Origin of the sequence: Paraburkholderia sp. A1RI_3L (assembly GCF_048957895.1) — a bacterium.
GTDB lineage: Bacteria > Pseudomonadota > Gammaproteobacteria > Burkholderiales > Burkholderiaceae > Paraburkholderia > Paraburkholderia kururiensis.
Genome location: NZ_JARCHA010000002.1, coordinates 595497 through 613179 on the forward strand (window position 1 = coordinate 595497; position 17683 = coordinate 613179).

General features: G+C 65.9%; 16 protein-coding genes. 10 read left to right on the top strand and 6 right to left on the bottom strand.

Going from position 1 to position 17683, the window contains the following annotated elements; genetic code table 11:
* Positions 1 to 23: 23 nt before the first annotated feature.
* From PXJ20_RS08800 to PXJ20_RS08810, 3 genes are all read left to right on the top strand, one after another.
* On the top strand, positions 24 to 1439 hold the full coding sequence (locus tag PXJ20_RS08800) for a PLP-dependent aminotransferase family protein (protein ID WP_421029790.1): 1416 nt from the start codon (positions 24 to 26) through the stop codon (positions 1437 to 1439).
* Between the two features lie 157 nt (positions 1440 to 1596).
* The gene (mdtD, locus tag PXJ20_RS08805) at positions 1597 to 3048 is read left to right on the top strand and encodes a multidrug transporter subunit MdtD (protein ID WP_421029791.1); all 1452 of its coding nucleotides are present in this window, start codon (positions 1597 to 1599) and stop codon (positions 3046 to 3048) included.
* Between the two features lie 287 nt (positions 3049 to 3335).
* Positions 3336 to 4613, top strand: coding sequence for an EAL domain-containing protein (locus PXJ20_RS08810; protein WP_026121868.1), 1278 nt, complete (start codon positions 3336 to 3338; stop codon positions 4611 to 4613).
* Between the two features lie 77 nt (positions 4614 to 4690).
* On the opposite strand, the gene PXJ20_RS08815 is transcribed toward PXJ20_RS08810, so the two are convergent.
* On the bottom strand, positions 4691 to 5755 hold the full coding sequence (locus tag PXJ20_RS08815; RefSeq protein WP_421029792.1) for a sigma-70 family RNA polymerase sigma factor: 1065 nt from the start codon (positions 5753 to 5755) through the stop codon (positions 4691 to 4693).
* Positions 5756 to 5962: 207 nt separating this feature from the next.
* Here PXJ20_RS08815 and clpP point away from each other — a divergent pair, with 207 nt between their 5' ends.
* A complete protein-coding gene (gene clpP, locus PXJ20_RS08820) occupies positions 5963 to 6643 on the top strand; it encodes an ATP-dependent Clp endopeptidase proteolytic subunit ClpP (protein ID WP_421029793.1) in 681 nt (226 codons plus the stop codon).
* A 106-nt stretch (positions 6644 to 6749) separates the two neighbouring features.
* Here clpP and sodB read toward each other — a convergent pair whose 3' ends face one another.
* Entirely contained in the window at positions 6750 to 7331 is a 582-nt protein-coding gene (gene sodB, locus PXJ20_RS08825; RefSeq protein ID WP_421029794.1) for a superoxide dismutase [Fe], read from the bottom strand.
* A 436-nt stretch (positions 7332 to 7767) separates the two neighbouring features.
* Positions 7768 to 9168 (bottom strand): exodeoxyribonuclease VII large subunit, encoded by a 1401-nt coding sequence (gene xseA / locus PXJ20_RS08830; RefSeq protein WP_421029795.1) that lies wholly within the window; start codon positions 9166 to 9168, stop codon positions 7768 to 7770.
* Positions 9169 to 9778: 610 nt separating this feature from the next.
* Between xseA and lpxK the strand changes: the two genes are divergently transcribed.
* The 5 genes from lpxK (at position 9779) to PXJ20_RS08855 (ending at position 13899) form a co-directional block, all read left to right on the top strand.
* Positions 9779 to 10798 carry a tetraacyldisaccharide 4'-kinase gene (gene lpxK / locus PXJ20_RS08835; protein ID WP_421029796.1) on the top strand — a complete coding sequence of 340 codons (1020 nt, stop codon included), beginning with the start codon at positions 9779 to 9781 and terminating at the stop codon, positions 10796 to 10798.
* The gene (locus PXJ20_RS08840) at positions 10779 to 10979 is read left to right on the top strand and encodes a Trm112 family protein (RefSeq protein WP_017776904.1); all 201 of its coding nucleotides are present in this window, start codon (positions 10779 to 10781) and stop codon (positions 10977 to 10979) included. The genes lpxK and PXJ20_RS08840 overlap by 20 nt, the downstream gene beginning before the upstream one ends.
* A 230-nt stretch (positions 10980 to 11209) precedes the next feature.
* Positions 11210 to 12010: a 3-deoxy-manno-octulosonate cytidylyltransferase gene (gene kdsB, locus PXJ20_RS08845; protein WP_421029797.1), complete on the top strand. Its 801-nt coding sequence runs from the start codon at positions 11210 to 11212 to the stop codon at positions 12008 to 12010.
* A gap of 294 nt (positions 12011 to 12304) precedes the next feature.
* Complete coding sequence (gene adk, locus PXJ20_RS08850; RefSeq protein ID WP_421029798.1) at positions 12305 to 12967, top strand: adenylate kinase; 663 nt, start codon at positions 12305 to 12307, stop codon at positions 12965 to 12967.
* Positions 12968 to 13140: 173 nt separating this feature from the next.
* The gene (locus tag PXJ20_RS08855) at positions 13141 to 13899 is read left to right on the top strand and encodes a 3-hydroxyacyl-CoA dehydrogenase (RefSeq protein ID WP_421029799.1); all 759 of its coding nucleotides are present in this window, start codon (positions 13141 to 13143) and stop codon (positions 13897 to 13899) included.
* 121 nt (positions 13900 to 14020) lie between these two features.
* Here PXJ20_RS08855 and PXJ20_RS08860 read toward each other — a convergent pair whose 3' ends face one another.
* On the bottom strand, positions 14021 to 14863 hold the full coding sequence (locus tag PXJ20_RS08860) for a SirB1 family protein (protein WP_421030946.1): 843 nt from the start codon (positions 14861 to 14863) through the stop codon (positions 14021 to 14023).
* Between the two features lie 5 nt (positions 14864 to 14868).
* Positions 14869 to 16419, bottom strand: a complete 1551-nt coding sequence (murJ, locus tag PXJ20_RS08865) for a murein biosynthesis integral membrane protein MurJ (protein ID WP_126877892.1) — start codon at positions 16417 to 16419, stop codon at positions 14869 to 14871.
* Between the two features lie 363 nt (positions 16420 to 16782).
* On the opposite strand from murJ, the gene rpsT reads away from it, so the two are divergent.
* The gene (gene rpsT, locus PXJ20_RS08870) at positions 16783 to 17058 is read left to right on the top strand and encodes a 30S ribosomal protein S20 (RefSeq protein WP_017776910.1); all 276 of its coding nucleotides are present in this window, start codon (positions 16783 to 16785) and stop codon (positions 17056 to 17058) included.
* A 163-nt stretch (positions 17059 to 17221) separates the two neighbouring features.
* Here the strand turns inward: rpsT and PXJ20_RS08875 are convergent, their stop codons facing one another.
* Complete coding sequence (locus tag PXJ20_RS08875) at positions 17222 to 17569, bottom strand: DUF3579 domain-containing protein (protein WP_026121871.1); 348 nt, start codon at positions 17567 to 17569, stop codon at positions 17222 to 17224.
* Between the last annotated feature and the right edge of the window lie 114 nt (positions 17570 to 17683).

The following is a 17683-nucleotide window of genomic DNA, read 5'->3' on the forward strand; positions in this document are numbered from 1 at the left end:
GAAAAACCTGACAGTGAGTCCTCATGAAGCTACAACTCGACCGCGCGAGCGGCGTGCCGCTCACCGAACAGATCGTCACCGGCGTGCAGGACTGGATTCGTTCGCGCGCGGCGCACCCGGGCGCGAAGTTGCCGTCCATCCGCCAGCTTGCCGCCGACTACGGCATCAGCCGCTTTCCCGTGATCGAGGCATACGACCGGCTCGTGTCGCTCGGCTACGTCGATTCGCGTCACGGCTCGGGCTTCTACGTGTCCGAGCGCGGACTGCCCGGCACGTTCGGCATGAGCGGCATGGGGCTCTCGGACCCGCGGCGCGCCGAAGAGGAATCCATTCACATCCTGCGGCACCTGAACCGGCCGGACGAGACGCTGGAACTCGACAGCGGCTCCATTCCGCAGGCCTGGCGCGACATGGAGAGCCTCGGCCAGGCTATTCGCCTCGTATCGCGCACCGACGGTTCGAGCCTCGTCGATTACGCCACGCCGCTCGGCAACGTGAAGCTGCGCGAGCATCTGCAGACGCGCCTCGCGCCGCTCGGCATTGCCGTCGATCCGTCGCAGATCCTCATCACCGAAGGCGCAAGCGAGGCGCTCGACCTGCTGATGCGCTACATGCTCAAGGGCGGCGACACGGTGTTCGTCGAAGACCCGGGCTACTACAACCTCTACGGCCTGCTCAAGCTGCACGGCGTGAAGCTGGTGGGCATTGCGCGCACGGCCAACGGGCCGGATCTCGACATGCTCGAAGCCATGCTCATCGAGCACCGGCCACGCGCGTTCTTCATCAACTCCGTATTCCACAATCCGACCGGCACGACCGTGACGCCACCCGTCGCGTTCAGGCTGTTGCAGCTGGCGCGCGAGCACCGCTTCACCATCGTGGAAGACGACATCTACGGCGACTTCCAGACCGATCCCACCGACCGCCTCGCCACGCTCGACCAGCTCGAACACGTGGTCTACGTGGGTGGGCTTTCGAAGACGCTTTCGTCTTCGCTGCGCGTGGGCTACGTGGTGGCGAGCCCGCAGATCGTGAAAGACCTCGCCGATATCAAGGTGCTCACGAGCATCGGCGGCTCGCGTTTTGCCGAAGCCGTAGCCGTGGCGCTGCTCGAACGCGGCGCGTACCGCAAGTATCTGGAACGCCTGCGGCGGCGCATGCGCGATGCGCTCGGCAGCGCGACGCAGACGCTCGCGACGAGCGGCTGGGAGCTGTTCGCCCGTCCGCAGGGCGGCAAGTTCCTGTGGGCACGCGTGCCGCACATCGAAGACTCGGCGCGACTGGTTGCCTGCGGCGAGCCGCTCGGCGTAACGGTGACGCCGGGCAGTTACTTCCGCCCTGACGGCCAGCCGAGTCCGTGGATCCGTATCAATGCCGCATTCACGAACGATCCGCGGGCACGTGCGTTCTTCGAGGCGGCGGCGCGGCTGAGCGGCTGACCACCCGGGCGCGCCCGCTGCATCGGCAGGCGCGCAAACTGCGGGCACACGCTGTTTTCCCTACAATGGCGGCTGCCCCTTATTTGCCCGGTACGAGTCCTGTACTTGTCCGGTACTTGCCTTCCACCTGCCCGCGGCCCGCTCCTCCAGCACGCCCATGCCCGTCCCCACCACCGCTCCCGCTGCTCCGTCCGCTACGCCGTCTGCCCGTTCCCTCACTGTTATGTTGTGGCTCGTCGCAACGGGCTTCTTCATGCAGACGCTCGACTCCACCATCGTGAACACCGCGCTGCCCGCCATGGCGAACAGCCTCGGCGAGTTGCCGCTCAGAATGCAGTCGGTCGTGATCGCCTATTCGCTCACGATGGCAGTGATGATTCCGGTGTCGGGGTGGCTCGCGGACAAACTCGGCACGCGGCGCGTATTCTTCAGCGCGATTCTCGTGTTCACGCTCGGCTCACTGCTGTGTGCCAACGCGCATTCGCTGACGCAGCTCGTCGTGTGGCGCATCGTGCAAGGCGTGGGCGGCGCGATGCTGCTGCCCGTGGGGCGCCTCGCCGTGCTGCGCACGTTTCCTGCCGAGCGCTATCTGCCGGCGCTCTCGTTCGTCGCCGTTCCCGGGCTGATCGGACCGCTGATCGGCCCGACGCTGGGCGGCTGGCTCGTCAAGATCGCCTCGTGGCACTGGATCTTTCTGATCAACGTGCCAGTAGGCATCGTGGGCTGCATCGCGACCTTCATCTTCATGCACGACAGCCGCAATCCCGATACGCCGCGCTTCGATCTCGCCGGCTATCTGCTGCTCGTGGTCGGCATGATCGCGATCTCCGTTGCGCTCGACGGTCGCGCCGAACTGAGCCTCGAGCACGCCACGGTGCTCGTGCTGCTGATCCTGAGCCTTGCCTGTTTCGTCGCCTACGGGCTGCACGCGGTACGCGCCCCGCAGCCGCTCTTCCCGCTCGACCTCTTTCGCATCCACACCTTCAGCGTGGGGCTGCTCGGCAATCTGTTCGCGCGCATCGGCAGCGGCGCGATGCCGTATCTGATTCCGCTGCTGCTCCAGGTGGGTCTCGGCTACAGCGCATTCGAAGCGGGCCTCATGATGTTGCCCGTCGCCGCGGCCGGCATGTCGGCCAAGCGGCTCGTCACGCAACTCATCACGCGTTACGGCTATCGGCGCGTGCTGGTGACCAACACCGTGCTGGTCGGACTGGCGATGGCGAGCTTTTCACTCTCCAGCCCGAACGAGCCGCTGTGGCTGCGCCTCGTGCAGCTCGCGCTCTTCGGCTGCGTGAACTCCATGCAGTTCACCGCGATGAACACGCTCACGCTCAAGGACCTCGGCACGGGCGGCGCGAGTAGCGGCAACAGCCTCTTCTCGCTCGTGCAGATGCTCTCGATGAGCCTCGGCGTGACCGTGGCCGGCGCCATGCTCACCACGTTCACCGGCATCCTGCCGCGCGCCACCGCCACGCACGTGCTGCCGGCCTTCCACGCCACGTTCCTGTGCGTGGGCATCATCACGGCCGGGTCGTCGTGGATCTTCGCGCAGCTCTCGCCGGACGTGCGCGGCACGGGGAAGAAAACCGATCCTTCCGAGCGGGCCTGAGCCGGTTCATCGCACTCCTGCGTGCCTCTTTCGATTGACTCTCGCCTCGGCCCGAGCGCCCGCCGGGGCGCCGGCTGCACGCTTGCGACCCGCTGCGGGGCAGCCCGCGCACCGTTCGTGTGCAGATGCCACGAGACCGCGCCGCCCGGTCCTGCTCCACGTCAGAAAGGCGGCAAGAAGGCGGCGTCTTCGAACTGTGCATGCTTCTTGCTGACCTATCCTGTAAACTCGAAGCCTCTTCTCGTGCGGTTCGCGCAGTCCCGCACACACGCCGCCTCACTGACATGATGAGCATGCTCGACCTCGATCCCCCCGGCTTTCAGCCGCCGCGCCCTGTGGCCGGCGACGAAGGCTCCCGGCGCACCGTGCTGTACGGCGGTTACACCGTGTTCAGCGTGTTCCAGCCGGTGTTTTCTGTGGCGCACCGGCGTGCCATCGGTTATCACGCCTCGCTGCGCGCGCATGACGAACAGGGGCAGCAGGTTTCGTCGCACGAGGTGTTCACGCAGGCAGCCCGGCGCGGCGACCTGCTCGAACTGGGGCGGCTCACGGAGTCGCTGCATCTGGGCAACTTCAACGCCTTCGACAGCCACGACGAGTGGCTCTTCCTGAACCTGCACCCTGCGGCGCTCATGGATACGAGCTACGGCGACGCGCTGCTCGCGCGCCTGAAGGCGCTCGGTCTGCCGCCGCAACGCGTGGTGCTGGAGCTTTCGGAACAAACGGGCGGCGAGACGACGCGCTTTGCCGAGATCATCGACGGCCTGCGCAAGTCGGGCTTCCTGATCGCGCTGGACGGCTTCGGCGCAAAGCATTCGAACATCGACCGTGTGTGGCACCTGCGGCCCGACATCGTCACGCTGGACCGCGGCATCCTTGCGCAGGCCACGCGCCATTCGCACATCGAACGTGTGTTGCCCGGACTCGTTTCGATGCTCCACGAGTCCGGCCAGCTGGTGCTGATGGGCGGGCTCGCCACCGAGCGCGACGCGCTGATCGCGCTGGAATGCAACGTCGATTTCGTGCAGGGCGCTTATTTCGCCGGGCCGGATGTGGAGCCCGTGAAGCCGCAAGTCGCGGCGGAACTCATGGACGCGCTCTCGGCGCGGCTGCGCGAACGCGTGGCGGCCCGCGAACGCGACCAGACGGCGCGCCTCGCGCCCTACGTGCGTGCGCTGGAAGGCGCCGCGAAGCAGTTGGCGGCCGGCGTTTCGATGGCCGAAGCCACGGCGCCGCTGCTCAAGCTCGGCGAGACCGCGCGCTGCTTCCTGCTGGACGGCTCGGGCCGGCAGATCGGCGACAACGTGCTGCCCACAGGCCGCACGTCGCAGCGTGCCAAGCGCTTCAGTCCGCTGCTGCACTCCGAAGGCGCGAGCTGGGAGCGTCGCCCTTATTTCATCGAGGCCGTGCGCGCGCCCGGCCACGTGCATCTCACGCCGCCGTATCTCTCGATCAACGAGGCGCACCTGTGCGTGACGGCGTCCATCGCGGCGCACACGTCGCGCGGCATGCAGGTGCTGTGCGTCGATATCAACTGGGACATGGCGGCGCGGCGCAGCGCGTGATGGGCGCTTTTTTAATGCCCGCTTGATACCCGGCTCGATACGCGCTTATGTGTGGGCTTGCGTGAAGAGCCGTCACGTCATGCGACGATCGCTTCCTCCACACTGCAACGCACGGCGCCGCTGCGCGCCGGCTGCTCGAATATCCGCTGAAGCAGACGTTTGACCGCTCGCGCGCCGTACAGGCGATTGGCGGCGCGCAAGACGGCGGCGTCCGTGATGATCGCCATGCGCGCAATGGGCGCACCCTCGCTTTCTTCCAGCCCAACCGATACGGCGACAAGCGCGACGATCTCGCCCTCGGCATCGAGCAGCGCCACGCGCGGTTCGCCGTCGATTGCGACGCCAGGTTCGGCATGGAGAAGGCTGTGGCGCGTCTGCGTCCACGTCAGTGCGCTGCCGAACCGCTGTGAAGCGTGAGCGAGGGCGCTCACCTCATCGCGCTCCATGAGCGGCGCTGGGTCACACGCCTCATACCCCACCGCCGTAGTCGCCCCTACCAGCGCCATCACACCCGCCCGGTCCTGCAAGGCAATCGCCTCGCGCAGACGGTCGACCACCTGCCTGTGCCGCGCTGGATCGTCGGGTGCGCACGGCATGCCGGGCCGCTGCAGCCTCTCGCGGGCACGGTGCACGATCTGCCGGCAGTTCGCCGGCGTCTTGCCGATGATGCGCGCGATCTCGGCATAGTCGCAGTCGAAGCCTTCGTGCAGCACGAAGGCTGCTCGCTCGACGGGCGAGAGCCGTTCGAGCAGCAACAACAGGCCATGCGACATCTCGGCGGCCCGCAGCGCGAGGTCTTCCGCGGAGGGCGCCCAATCCGCGGAGTGGCCCGAGTGGCCCGAATCGCCCGCCTCGCCCGCATCACCCGGCCACGTCTGCGGCAGCGCGCCGTGCGCGCGCGGCATCCGCTCTCTTCGCAGCCGCCGCAGGCGATCAATGGCGAGGCGCGTCGTGATGGTTGCGAGCCACGCGGCGGGCTCGCGCAACGCGTTAGCGTCGGCGGCGTGCCACTTGAGCCAGGCGTCCTGCACCACGTCTTCGGCCTCCGCGCGGCTGCGCAGCAGGCGGTACGCGAGCGACTCCAGCCGCGAGCGCAATGCCTCGAAGGCCGTGATGCCGTTGTTGCTGGAAGACTGCGTCATTCGTCTCGCTCCTCGATGATCGCGCGGGCTTCTGCGCGCCGCCTCGATGACTTCTTGCTGCCCTTCTTTCCGATGACGTTCGGCGTGCCCTGCGTGTGACACCGTGTGGCGCCTTCACGCGAAAAATTTTTCTGTCACGCGGCGCGGCGCCGGGGCGTCAACAGGGCAGATCACGTCCCGTTCACGTCCCGTTTTGGCGAGGAATCCATGCACACGCGTTATCCCTTCGTTGCGTCGTCCGGGCTCGGACTCGTGCCCACCGTCATCGAGCAATCCGGCCGCGGCGAGCGCGCCTACGACATCTATTCGCGACTGCTGCGCGAGCGCATCGTGTTCCTCGTCGGGCCCGTGAACGAGCAGTCGGCCAGCCTGATCGTGGCGCAACTGCTCTTTCTCGAGTCCGAGAACCCCGACAAGGATATTTGCTTTTACATCAACTCGCCGGGCGGTTCGGTCTACGACGGCCTCGCCATCTACGACACGATGCAGTTCATCAAGCCCGACGTATCCACGCTCTGCACTGGCTTTGCCGCCAGCATGGGCACCTTTCTGCTCGCCGCGGGGCATCCGGGCAAGCGCTACGCGCTGCCGAACGCACGCATCATGATCCACCAGCCGTCGGGCGGCAGTCAGGGCACGGCCGCGGACGTGGAGATCCAGGCGAAGGAAGTGCTGTATCTGCGCGATCAGCTCGACGGCGTACTGGCGGCACGCACGGGGCAGACGCTCGAGCAGATCCGCAAAGACACCGACCGCGACAACTTCATGTCGGCGAGCGCGGCGAAAGCATATGGTCTCATCGACGATGTGCTGAGTTCGCGCGACGCAATGGGCACGATGGGCACAATCGGCGCGACTGGCCCGGCGAGAGACGATTCGCCTGTGTGAAGCGTGGCTCGGCTGAGACCGCCGGACGCCGTAAACGACAAAGCCCTCCGGAACCGGAGGGCTTTCTGCGACGCTACAGCAACGCTGCAACGGAACGGCAAACGCCTTATGCGAAGTTCTTCGCGGCGAAGTCCCAGTTCACGATGTTCCAGAACGCTTCCACGAACTTCGGACGCGCATTGCGGTAGTCGATGTAGTACGCGTGCTCCCACACGTCGATGGTGAGGAGCGGCTTGGCGTCCGTGGTGAGCGGCGTGGCGGCATTGCTCGTCGAAACGATGTCGAGCGAACCGTCGGCCTTCTTCACGAGCCACGTCCAGCCCGAACCGAAGTTCGCGACGGCTGCCTTCGAGAAGGCTTCCTTGAACGCGTCGTAGGAACCCCACTTCGCGTTGATTGCGTCGCCCAGCGCGCCGGCCGGCGCACCGCCGCCTTGCGGCGAAAGGCCGTTCCAGAAGAACGTGTGATTCCAGATTTGCGCGGCGTTGTTGAAGATACCGCCCGACGCCTTCTGGATGATTTCTTCCAGCGGCAGGTTCTCGAATTCGGTGCCCGGAATCAGGTTGTTCAGGTTCGTGACGTAGGCCTGGTGATGCTTGCCGTAGTGGAACTCGAGCGTCTCTTCGGACATGTGCGGAGCGAGCGCGTTCTTCGCGTACGGCAGCGGCGGGAGCGTATGTTGTGCCATGGTGCTGATCCTTCTGTCGTTTATGGGGGAGTCTGCGGATGACGCTGTGGAGCACTGGATTGTAGGCGACTTGGAATAACCCCGCAAACCACGCGCCTTTTTGTCGAACTTCATGCTGACAAACGGCGTGGCTGGCGTAAAAGCTGCCTTTACGCCAGCAAGGGCAAGGTTAAAAGTGCGTGCCGGACGGCGTCAGGCTGTCGCGACGCGGACTGTCATCGGGACGTCATTCAACAGCGCTGGATGGCGGGACGGCAGCGGGTATCGTCGCGTGAGCAATCCGCTTTGCACGGTGCCGCAAGAAGCGCGCCGCGATGGTTTGACGGGCGTTTCTCGGGTGGGGCGTTTGCGTCCAGCGTTTGCGTTGATTATTTGCGTTGATTTCTCGTCTCGACTTCTCATACGCCCTGCGCTTTCCTCGCTCGCCCCCGGCAATTCAAAAGCCTTCCGTCAAACGCGGCTGGACGTCGGCAAGCGCAATGTCCGCCGCGCCCTGGGCGAGATGTACGGTGAGCCGCTTGCCGGGCTTGAGTTGAGCGGGCGAGCGCAGTGCTTCGCCGCTTTGCACGTCGAGCAGCGCAGCGTATCCGCGCTCCAGCGTGCGCTGCGGGCTCAACACCTCGAGCCGCGCGGCAAGCGAGGCCACGCGCGCCGACGCGCGCTCGTGCCGGCGCGCGAGGGCGCCGTGAAGCCGCTGGGCCAGCGCGTCGAGCGCCAGCCGGTGCCGCGCGGGGTCAGGACGGCAACGCTGCCACCGCATCTGCACGAGCGCAAAGCGCGACTTCGCATCGCGCACCGGACGCGCGCCGGCCGACGCGAGCCGCACCGCCAGCTGCTGCAAATGCGTGCGCTGCCGCTCGAGCCGCTCCGCGGGCGACACGAGCCGCCGCGCCAGCCAGTCGAGCTGTTGCGCCCGTCGCTCCATCATGCGGCCGAAACCGCGCGCGAGCATCGCATGCCGATGATCGAGATCGCGCAGCAGCAGCACACGCTGCGGACTCACGAGTTCCGCCGCGCCGGTGGGCGTCGGCGCACGCACGTCGGCGGCGAAATCGGCAATCGTGAAGTCGGTTTCGTGACCCACGCCGCTCACCACGGGCAGCGCGCTGCCCGCAATCGCGCGGGCCAGCACCTCTTCGTTGAACGCCCACAAATCTTCAATCGAGCCACCTCCGCGGCAGACGATCAGCACATCCACTTCGTTGCGCACGTTCGCGGCGTCCACCATCGCGGCGAGCTTGTCGGCGGCGCCTGCGCCCTGCACCGGCGCGGGGTAGACGATCACCGGCACATGCGGCGCGCGCCGGCACAAGGTGGTGAGCACGTCGCGCAAGGCGGCCGCCTGCATTGACGTCACCACGCCGATGGCACGCGGATGCGCGGGCAGCGGCCGCTTGCGTTCGGCATCGAAGAGCCCTTCGGCTTCGAGCTTTGCCTTCAGCTTCAGAAAGGCCTCGTAGAGACGCCCCTGGCCGGTACGGCGTACCGCTTCCACGTTGAGCTGCAATTCGCCGCGCGGCTCGTACATCGTGACGAGCGCGCGCACTTCGATGCGATCGCCTTCGCGCGGCGTGAACTCGGCGTACTGGGCGCGTCCACGGAACATGACACAGCGCATCTGCGCCTGCGCGTCCTTGATCGAGAAGTACCAGTGGCCGCTCGCGGCGCGCGTGAAGTTCGACACCTCGCCCGACACCCACACCAGAGGAAACGACCGTTCCAGCAGCGTGCCGATGGCGCGGTTGAGCGCCGAAACCGGCACCACGGCCTCGCCACCCGCCGAAATCGACGAGGTGAATGAACGATCGGAGGAACGGTCGAAGCTGTCGGAGTTCATGCGATGAATGAGCGGTTTTGCAGCAGTTTGCGTTTGACTGGCCGCCCAGACAATAGACCGATCGGGCTTGCTGCGTCCAGCGGGCTGTATGCGAAGCGCAATGTGTCCACATTCCAGGCGGGCGCGCGCGAGTGCCGCGAAATACCGTTGCAACGCCAATGAATTCGGCGCAAGCCATTGATCTACAAGGATTTACGCCTGCTTCCATGTGCGAGGGCGCCGATGGAAGGCTTTTCGAACGGGCTTTCCGGGGCGATCGATGGCTGGTTCTCCACAAAGTTGTCCACAGGCGCTCGAAGCGCCTCGCGAGGTCCTGAGCACCGCGCTGGCAACCGTCCCCGACTTGCCGCACAAGGCCCTCGCGCGCTAGAGTGCCGGCTTTGCGGGGCCGGATGCAGAACGCCTTCGCACCTCGCCCGCATCACTGCACGCCCTAGCCGCCCGGAGAAATCTCGCCGATGCCAGCAGCCCAGCCCCTCCCGTCTCACCTCAGCGCGCCGGCCCTCTCCGAGCCGCAATCGTCTGACGGCGCGCTTTGCCTCGCACCTCGTGCGCTTCGTGCCCCTCGTTCGCTTCGTGCACCTCGTGCCATCCGCATCGCCTTGCCCCGATGATCGACGCCCTGCGTTCGCGCCTTGAAAGCCGCGTGAGCCGCGAATGGCAGCGCCGCGGTCCGTTCGCGTGGGCGTTGACCCCGTTCGCGTGTGTCTTCGGCGCCGTGGCGGCCCTGCGTCGCGCGGCCTTTTCCGCGGGCTGGCTGAAAAGCGTGCGCACGCCGGTGCCGGTCGTCGTGGTGGGCAACGTGACCGTGGGCGGCACGGGCAAGACGCCAACCGTGATCGCGCTCGTGGAAGCGCTGCGCGCGGCGGGCTTCTCGCCGGGCATCGTGTCGCGCGGTTATGGCGCGCGAATCGAACGGCCGACGGCCGTCACCTCCGCGAGCACACCGGACGTGGCCGGCGACGAGCCGCTCCTCATCGCGCGGCGCACCGGTGCGCCGGTCTGGGTTTGTCCGGACCGCGTGGCCGCCGCGCAGGCGCTGTGCGCGGCGCACCGCGACGTGGACGTGATCGTGAGCGACGACGGTCTCCAGCACTATCGCCTCGCGCGCGACGTGGAACTTGTCGTGTTCGATCATCGCCTGGGTGGTAACGGCTTTCTGCTGCCGGCCGGGCCGCTGCGTGAACCGCTTTCGCGGCACCGCGACGCAACGCTCGTCAACGATCCCTACGCGCGCTCGCTGCCGGCCTGGCCGAACACGTTCGCCCTCGACCTCGCGCCCGGCGACGCGTGGCATCTCGATAACCCTGCCCTGCGCCGGCCGCTCGCGCAGTTCGCCGGGCAGCGCGTGCTCGCCGCGGCAGGCATCGGCGCGCCCGAGCGCTTCTTCGCCACGCTGCGCGCGGCCGGGCTTTCGCCCGAGACGCGCGCGCTGCCCGATCACTACGCGTTCGCGACGAATCCGTTCGCGGAAGTGGAGGCCGACGCGATCCTGATCACCGAAAAGGATGCGGTAAAATTGGCGGCCTGGCACGACGCGCGCATCTGGGTGGTACCTGTCCAGGCTGCGCTCGATCACCGCCTCATCGCACTGGTTGTGGAGAAACTCCGTGGACGCCCGCCTGCTTGAAATCCTCGTCTGCCCGATCTGCAAGGGCCCGCTCAGCTACGACCGCGCCGCACAGGAGCTTATCTGCCACGCGGACAAGCTCGCCTACCCGATTCGCGACGGCATCCCCGTCATGCTCGTCGACGAAGCACGTCAGACGGTTGAAGGCACGCCCGTCGATCCCGCGGGTCCCGGCGCCTGACGCGCTGACGTTGCGTTGGGCTTTGTGCCGTTGGGTTTTGTCATCGTGATGCTGGGCGGTGCGCTTTCGACCTGCTGAAATCGGAATGAGCGCGCGGCAGCTGTCCGCAGGCAGGTTGATTGCGCGCTGACACGTCGCCCGCCGCGCAGGCATCGCCCGATGCAAACGTCTTCGCACAGCGTGCGGCGCACGCATCCCTCACCGTCCTTCTTTCACCGCCCGTTGCACCGATGACCGCTCCCGCCCATCCGTTCATTGCCGTCGTCCCGGCGCGCCTCGCGTCGACGCGTCTGCCCAACAAGCCGCTCGCCGACATCGGCGGCAAGCCCATGGTGGTGCGGGTGGCCGAGCGCGCACAGGCGTCGGGCGCAAACCAGGTGCTGATCGCCTCCGACGCGCAGGCCGTGCTCGATGCCGCGCGCAACCACGGCTTCGAAGCGGTGATGACGCGCGCCGATCATCCCTCGGGCACCGACCGCCTCGCGGAAGTCGCGACGACCTTCGGCTGGAGCGACGACACGATCGTCGTCAACGTACAGGGCGACGAGCCGTTGATCGACCCCGCGCTGGTGTGCGACGTTGCGTCGCACCTCGCGGCGAATCCGGACTGCGCCATCGCGACGGCGGCACACCGCATCACCGATCCCGCCGAGATCTTCAACCCGAACGTCGTGAAGGTCGTGCTCGATGCGCGCAGCCTCGCGCTCTACTTCTCGCGCGCACCCATTCCGTGGGCGCGCGATGCATGGCAGCCCCACTGGCCCAACGTCGCGGCCATGCCCGCGCCGCCTGCGCCGGCAACGGTGTATCGGCACATCGGCCTCTATGCGTATCGTGCGCGATTCCTGCGCGCCTACCCCACGCTCGCACGCTCGCCGATCGAAGAAGTCGAGGCGCTCGAACAACTGCGCGCGATGTGGCATGGCGAGCGCATCGCAGTGCTCGTGGCCGCCGATGCGCCGGCGCCCGGTGTCGATACACCCGCTGATCTTGCCCGCGTTCAGGCGCTTTTCGGGCTGACAACGCAGTAAGCCATGGCATAATCGGACGTTCGCGCGCGCCTTCCCAAGCCTTTGTGCGCCAGGGTTTCCCCGTGTTTCCCGATGCCAATGCCGACGCCCATGCGTGATGCGCCAGCCTTGCTGCGCCGTCTTCAAGACGTTGCTGCGCGAGGCGGCAGCACCGCCGGTGTCGCAGGTGTCGTAACGGAGCGCGAGACCCGCACGAAGGAACAGCAGAAAAACGAGGCAAATGCAGGAACGGCATGCGCAAGGCAGGCTGCCCGCATCGCGCCGCAAGAATTCACATAGATCTGGAGATATCTCATGCGTTTGATCCTGTTGGGCGCCCCCGGTGCGGGCAAGGGTACCCAGGCAAACTTCATCAAGGAAAAGTTCGGCATTCCGCAGATTTCGACGGGCGACATGCTGCGTGCCGCCGTCAAGGCAGGCTCGCCGCTCGGCCTCGAAGCGAAGCGCTTCATGGACGCGGGCGATCTGGTTCCTGACCAGCTCATCATCAACCTCGTGAAAGAACGCCTGCTCGACGCGGACTGCGCGAACGGCTATCTGTTCGACGGTTTTCCGCGCACGCTGCCGCAAGCCGAAGCCATGAAGCAGGCCGGCGTCGCGATCGACTACGTGCTCGAAATCGACGTGCCGTTCAACGAGATCATCGAGCGCATGAGCGGCCGCCGCGTCCACGCGGCATCGGGCCGTACCTATCACGTGAAGTTCAACCCGCCGAAGACCGCCAACGTCGACGACGTCACGGGCGAGCCGCTCATCCAGCGCGACGACGACAAGGAAGAAACGGTGCGTAAGCGCCTCGACGTGTACGTGGCGCAAACGAAGCCGCTCATCGACTACTACCAGGCGTGGGCGCAGCGCGGCGACGAAAACGGCCTCAAGGCGCCCGAATACCGGCGCATTTCAGGCCTCGGCTCCGTGGACGAAATCCGCGCGCGCGTGTTCGACGCGCTCAAGTAAGCCGCCACTCGCCGTTCACAAAACAAGCGCCCCGCCGCATCGGTATGGCGGCACCGCGGCACGGCGACTTTCCGGCTGCTTTCTCCGATTGTCCCCGGCCCCGCGCGCCGTGCCGCGAGGCCGGGGACAAAGAACCTGGACACATCCAGGAGAACCCAGGAGGAGCAGCAACGATGGAAATTCGCGACAACGTTTTTCTGATCACCGGCGCAGCATCGGGTCTGGGCGCAGCCACGGCGCGCCTGATCGCCAACGAGGGCGGCAAAACCGTTCTCGCCGATCTCAATGAAGAAGCCGGCGACGCGCTGGCGAAAGAGCTGGGCGGCGTGTTCGTCCGGTGCAATGTGGCGAGCGAGGAGGACGGCGAGCGCGCCGTTGCCGCCGCGCTCGCGCTGGGCTCGCTGCGCGGGCTCGTGAACTGCGCGGGCATTGCGCCGGCCGCGAAGACAGTCGGCAAGGAAGGTCCGCATCCGCTCGACATCTTCACGAAGACCATTTCGGTCAACCTTATCGGCACCTTCAACATGATTCGTCTCGCCGCCTCGGCGATGGCGAAGAACGAGCCGAATGCCGCGGGCGAACGCGGAGTAATCGTGAATACGGCCTCGGTGGCCGCGTACGACGGCCAGATCGGCCAGGCCGCCTATGCGGCATCGAAAGGCGGCGTGGTGGCCATGACGCTGCCCGTGGCGCGCGACCTGTCGCGCAATGCCATCCGCGTCATGACCATCGCACCAGGCATCTTCGAAACGCCGATGCTGCTGGGCATGCCCAAGGAAGTGCAGGACGCGCTCGGTGCGATGGTGCCGTTCCCCTCGCGACTCGGCAAACCCGCCGAGTACGCGATGCTCGTCAAGCAGATCTTCGACAATCCGATGCTCAACGGTGAAGTGATTCGCCTCGACGGCGCGATCCGGATGCAGCCGAAGTAAGCGCAGGGCGTAGCGCCGCCTTCGCTGCGGCATAAAAAATCCCTCGATGGGGCGCGCCCTTGTCGAGGGATTTTTTCTTGCTGCAAGCGCCTGCGGCTTGCAAGCGCGGCTCTGGCTTCGCTCAATTACCGCCGTGGTTCTCCGTACGCTGCCGCAATTCGTGCAGTTGCGATTCCACGACGGTGGCGTCCTCTGCATCGGGCCGCTCGCCCAGGTAGCGTTCGAGGTCTTCGAGCGCGGGCCGCAGGTAATCGAGCCGCGCGTAGGCAAAGCCACGGTCGCGCACTTCCTCGAGACTCTCCGGCAGCAGGATCACAAGCCGCTGCTGTATGCCGAGCAGGCGCTGCCAGCGCTCCGTCTGCAGATACGTCGACTTCAGGTTGTGCAGCATGCGCGCCACGATCTCGCGCCGCGTGGCCGGCTGCAGCAACATGCGCAGCGCGCGCCCCACGGACTCGCCGGCCTTCGCGACGTAAGGCTCCAGCATCTCGACCATCTCCGATTCGGACAGCGAGTGTCCGTTGGTCGGGTCCAGCATCACGTCGCCTTCGGGCGTGGAAACACGCAGCAGAAAGTGGCCGGGAAACGATACGCCGCGCACAGGCAGATCGAGCTGGGACGCCATCTCCAGATACAGAATGGCAAGCGAGATGGGAATGCCGCGCCGACGTTTGAGCACGACGTTCAGGTGGCTGTTATCGGGGTCGTAATAGTCGTTGAGATTGCAGGCGAAGCCGAGTTCGCGAAAGAAGAAGCGGCTCAGGATGCCCACTTTCTGCCGCACGTCGGCGCCCTCCGGCAGGCGGCGCTTCACGCGCAGGACGAGTTCGTCGATCTCCGCGAGCGTGCCTTGCAGGTCGACGTCCGGGTAGGCGTCCTGCGCGATCGCGAGTGCTGCCTCGGTGAGCGGCAGGCCGTCGTCCTCGGCAACGAGCGCGCTGAAATAATCGAGAACCCGCGTCATGGTGGTCACTTCGCCCGCCTCTTGAAGTACGCGTACTTGAAACCCATCAGCCAAAGCATACCGAAATATAGCGCCGCGAACAGCACGAGACAGGCACCCAGCAACGCGATGCGCATGAAGGGTTGGCGGTGCATGCCGATCCAGTCGAAGTTGATCGCGAACCAGTGCATGGTGCCTGCCAGCACGAGGCATGCCCCGAGCAGTTGCACGAAAAATGCCGTCCAACCCGGCAGCGGCGAATAGATGCCGCGTCGGCGCAAACCGATGAACAGCAGCAGCGCGTTCATGCAAGCGCCGAGCCCGACCGACAAGGTCAGCCCCGCATGCGCGAAGATCGGCACGAACACGTAGTTGCCCACCTGGGTCGCGACAAGCACCGCAACGCCGATCTTCACCGGCGTCTTGATGTCCTGGCGCGCGTAAAAACCGGGCGCGAGAATCTTGATGAGAATGAGCCCGACCAGCCCCACGCCGTAAGCCGAGAGCGCGCGGCCCACCATGACGACGGAGCGGCCGTTGAAGAGCCCGTAGTGGAACAGCGTGGCCGTGAGCGGCTCGGCGAAGAAGAAGAGCGCAATGGCGCTGGGCGCAGCGAGCAGGAACGTCACGCGCAGGCCCCAGTCGAGCAGCGCGGAATATTCGTGCGTGTCCGCGTCCACGTGCGCCTTCGAGAGGCTGGGCAGCAGAATCGTACCCAAGGCAACACCGAGCAGCGCGGTGGGGAACTCCATCAGGCGGTCCGCGTAGTTGATCCACGAAACCGCGCCGGCGCCCAGGCGCGATGCGATGTTGGTATTGATGATGAGGCTGATCTGTGCGACCGACACCGCGAACATCGCGGGCACCATCTTCGCAAGCACACGCTTCACGCCCCGGTGGGCGAGCGCCGCGACGGGCCGCATGGTGATGCGCGGCATCATGTCGATTTTCTTCAGCCCCGGCAGTTGCACGATGAACTGCAACACCCCGCCCACGATCACGGCCCATGCGAGTGCATAGACGGGCTGCTTCATATGCGGCGCCACGAATACTGCCGCGGCGATGAACGACACGTTGAGCAGCACCGGCGCGAAGGCGGGCAGCGAGAAGAGCTTGTAGGTGTTGAGCACGCCCGACGCAAGCGACGTGAGCGAGATGAACACGATGTACGGGAACATGATCCGCGTCATCACGACGGCCAGCCTGAACGCCTCGCCCTCGGCCTGCAGACCGGACGCAACCACCAGCACGACCCACGACGCGCCCACGATGCCGAGCAGCGAAAGAACGGCCAGCGTCCACGCGAGTACGGTGGACATCGCGTCCACGAGCGCGCGGGTTGCATCGTGGCCCTTCTGGTTCTTGAACTCGGCGAGGATGGGGACGAATGCCTGCGAAAACGCGCCTTCGGCGGAAATGCGTCGCAACAGGTTCGGAATGCGGAAAGCGACGTAGAAAGCGTCGGTGAACTGGCTCGCGCCGAACGCGCGGGCAATCAGCGTTTCGCGGGCCAGTCCGGTCACGCGCGACAGCAGCGTGAAGCCGCTGACCGTCAGCAGGGCTCGGAATAGATTCATGGGGCGCTTATTATACGGAAGCCGGGTGATGGGCTCGACAGCCCGATGGCCGGCCCGCGCAGCGGACGCTCGTGCACGCGGCGCAGCGCGCGGCAGCGAGGCCAGGGCACAAGCGAGATCGGACCGGCCGCGCGTACAAACGTTCGCTGATCGGCAACATCAGGCGGAAATGGCCTGTCAGCCGTCCCCTCTGCTCGCCCAAGCTTGGCCGCAGTCTTCATTTGCCACAGCCCTGATTTTGTTGCTATAATCGCCGGTTTCGAAGCTCGTCCGGCTTGCCGGGCAATGAAAGCAAGGGAACCGGCGGTAAATCTCCGGGCCTTTCGCCGCGATCACAGCAGGAAACAGGACAAGGGAACCGTCATGGCTAACACCGCACAAGCACGCAAGCGCGCCCGTCAGGCCGCCAAAGCCAATTCGCACAACTCGGCGCTGCGCTCGAAGTTCCGTACCGCCATCAAGGCCGTTCGCAAGGCAATCGAAGCCGGCGACAAGGCCAAGGCCGCCGAGATCTTCCAGGCATCGGCAAAGACGATGGACATCATTGCCGACAAGAAGATCGTTCACAAGAACAAGGCCGCTCGTCACAAGAGCCGCCTCGCTGCCGCCGTCAAGGCGCTGCAGGCAAGCGCGCAGTAAATCCGGCAGGCCCGCACAGCGGGCCGCCTCCTGTTTCCACTGCGCAACAAAAAAAGCCCGCTTCGGCGGGCTTTTTTTGTTGCCGCTTGCCCGTCTCGCAAACGGTGCAAGCAAGCGGTGCAAGCAAGGCACCGCGCCGAGATGGGCCGCGCGTAGAGCGTCGTTAGCGGTCTTTGGCTTTTTGCTGCGTGCCGTGTTCCGGCGGCAACTCGCAGGCCTCGGTCACAACCAGATCGTTGTCTTTCGCGAAATTCATGACGAAATCGAACGCCATGGGTTCGATGTCACGCAACCGGGAATCGAGAATCACGCACTTGAGATCGCCGATCATGGTGGGCCGCACGTAGCGCGAATACTGCAGACGGGCGTTCGGTCCCCGCAACTCCCGCGCACTAGGACCGAAACATGACATGACGCCGGCGAGGCGTTCGGACCAGTCGCTGGGTCGAAACTTTCTCCCGCTTTTGGTAATGCCCTGGATGAAATACTCGGTTGGGGGTGTTTCGGCCATGTAGGAATACCTGAGTGACTGCGCTGCGTTACACCTGGCGTGCCCGCCGTGACGCGTGGCCGGGCTGACGCCCCACCTTCGCGACCCTTCCATGCGCTGCCGGCGTAGCCGGCC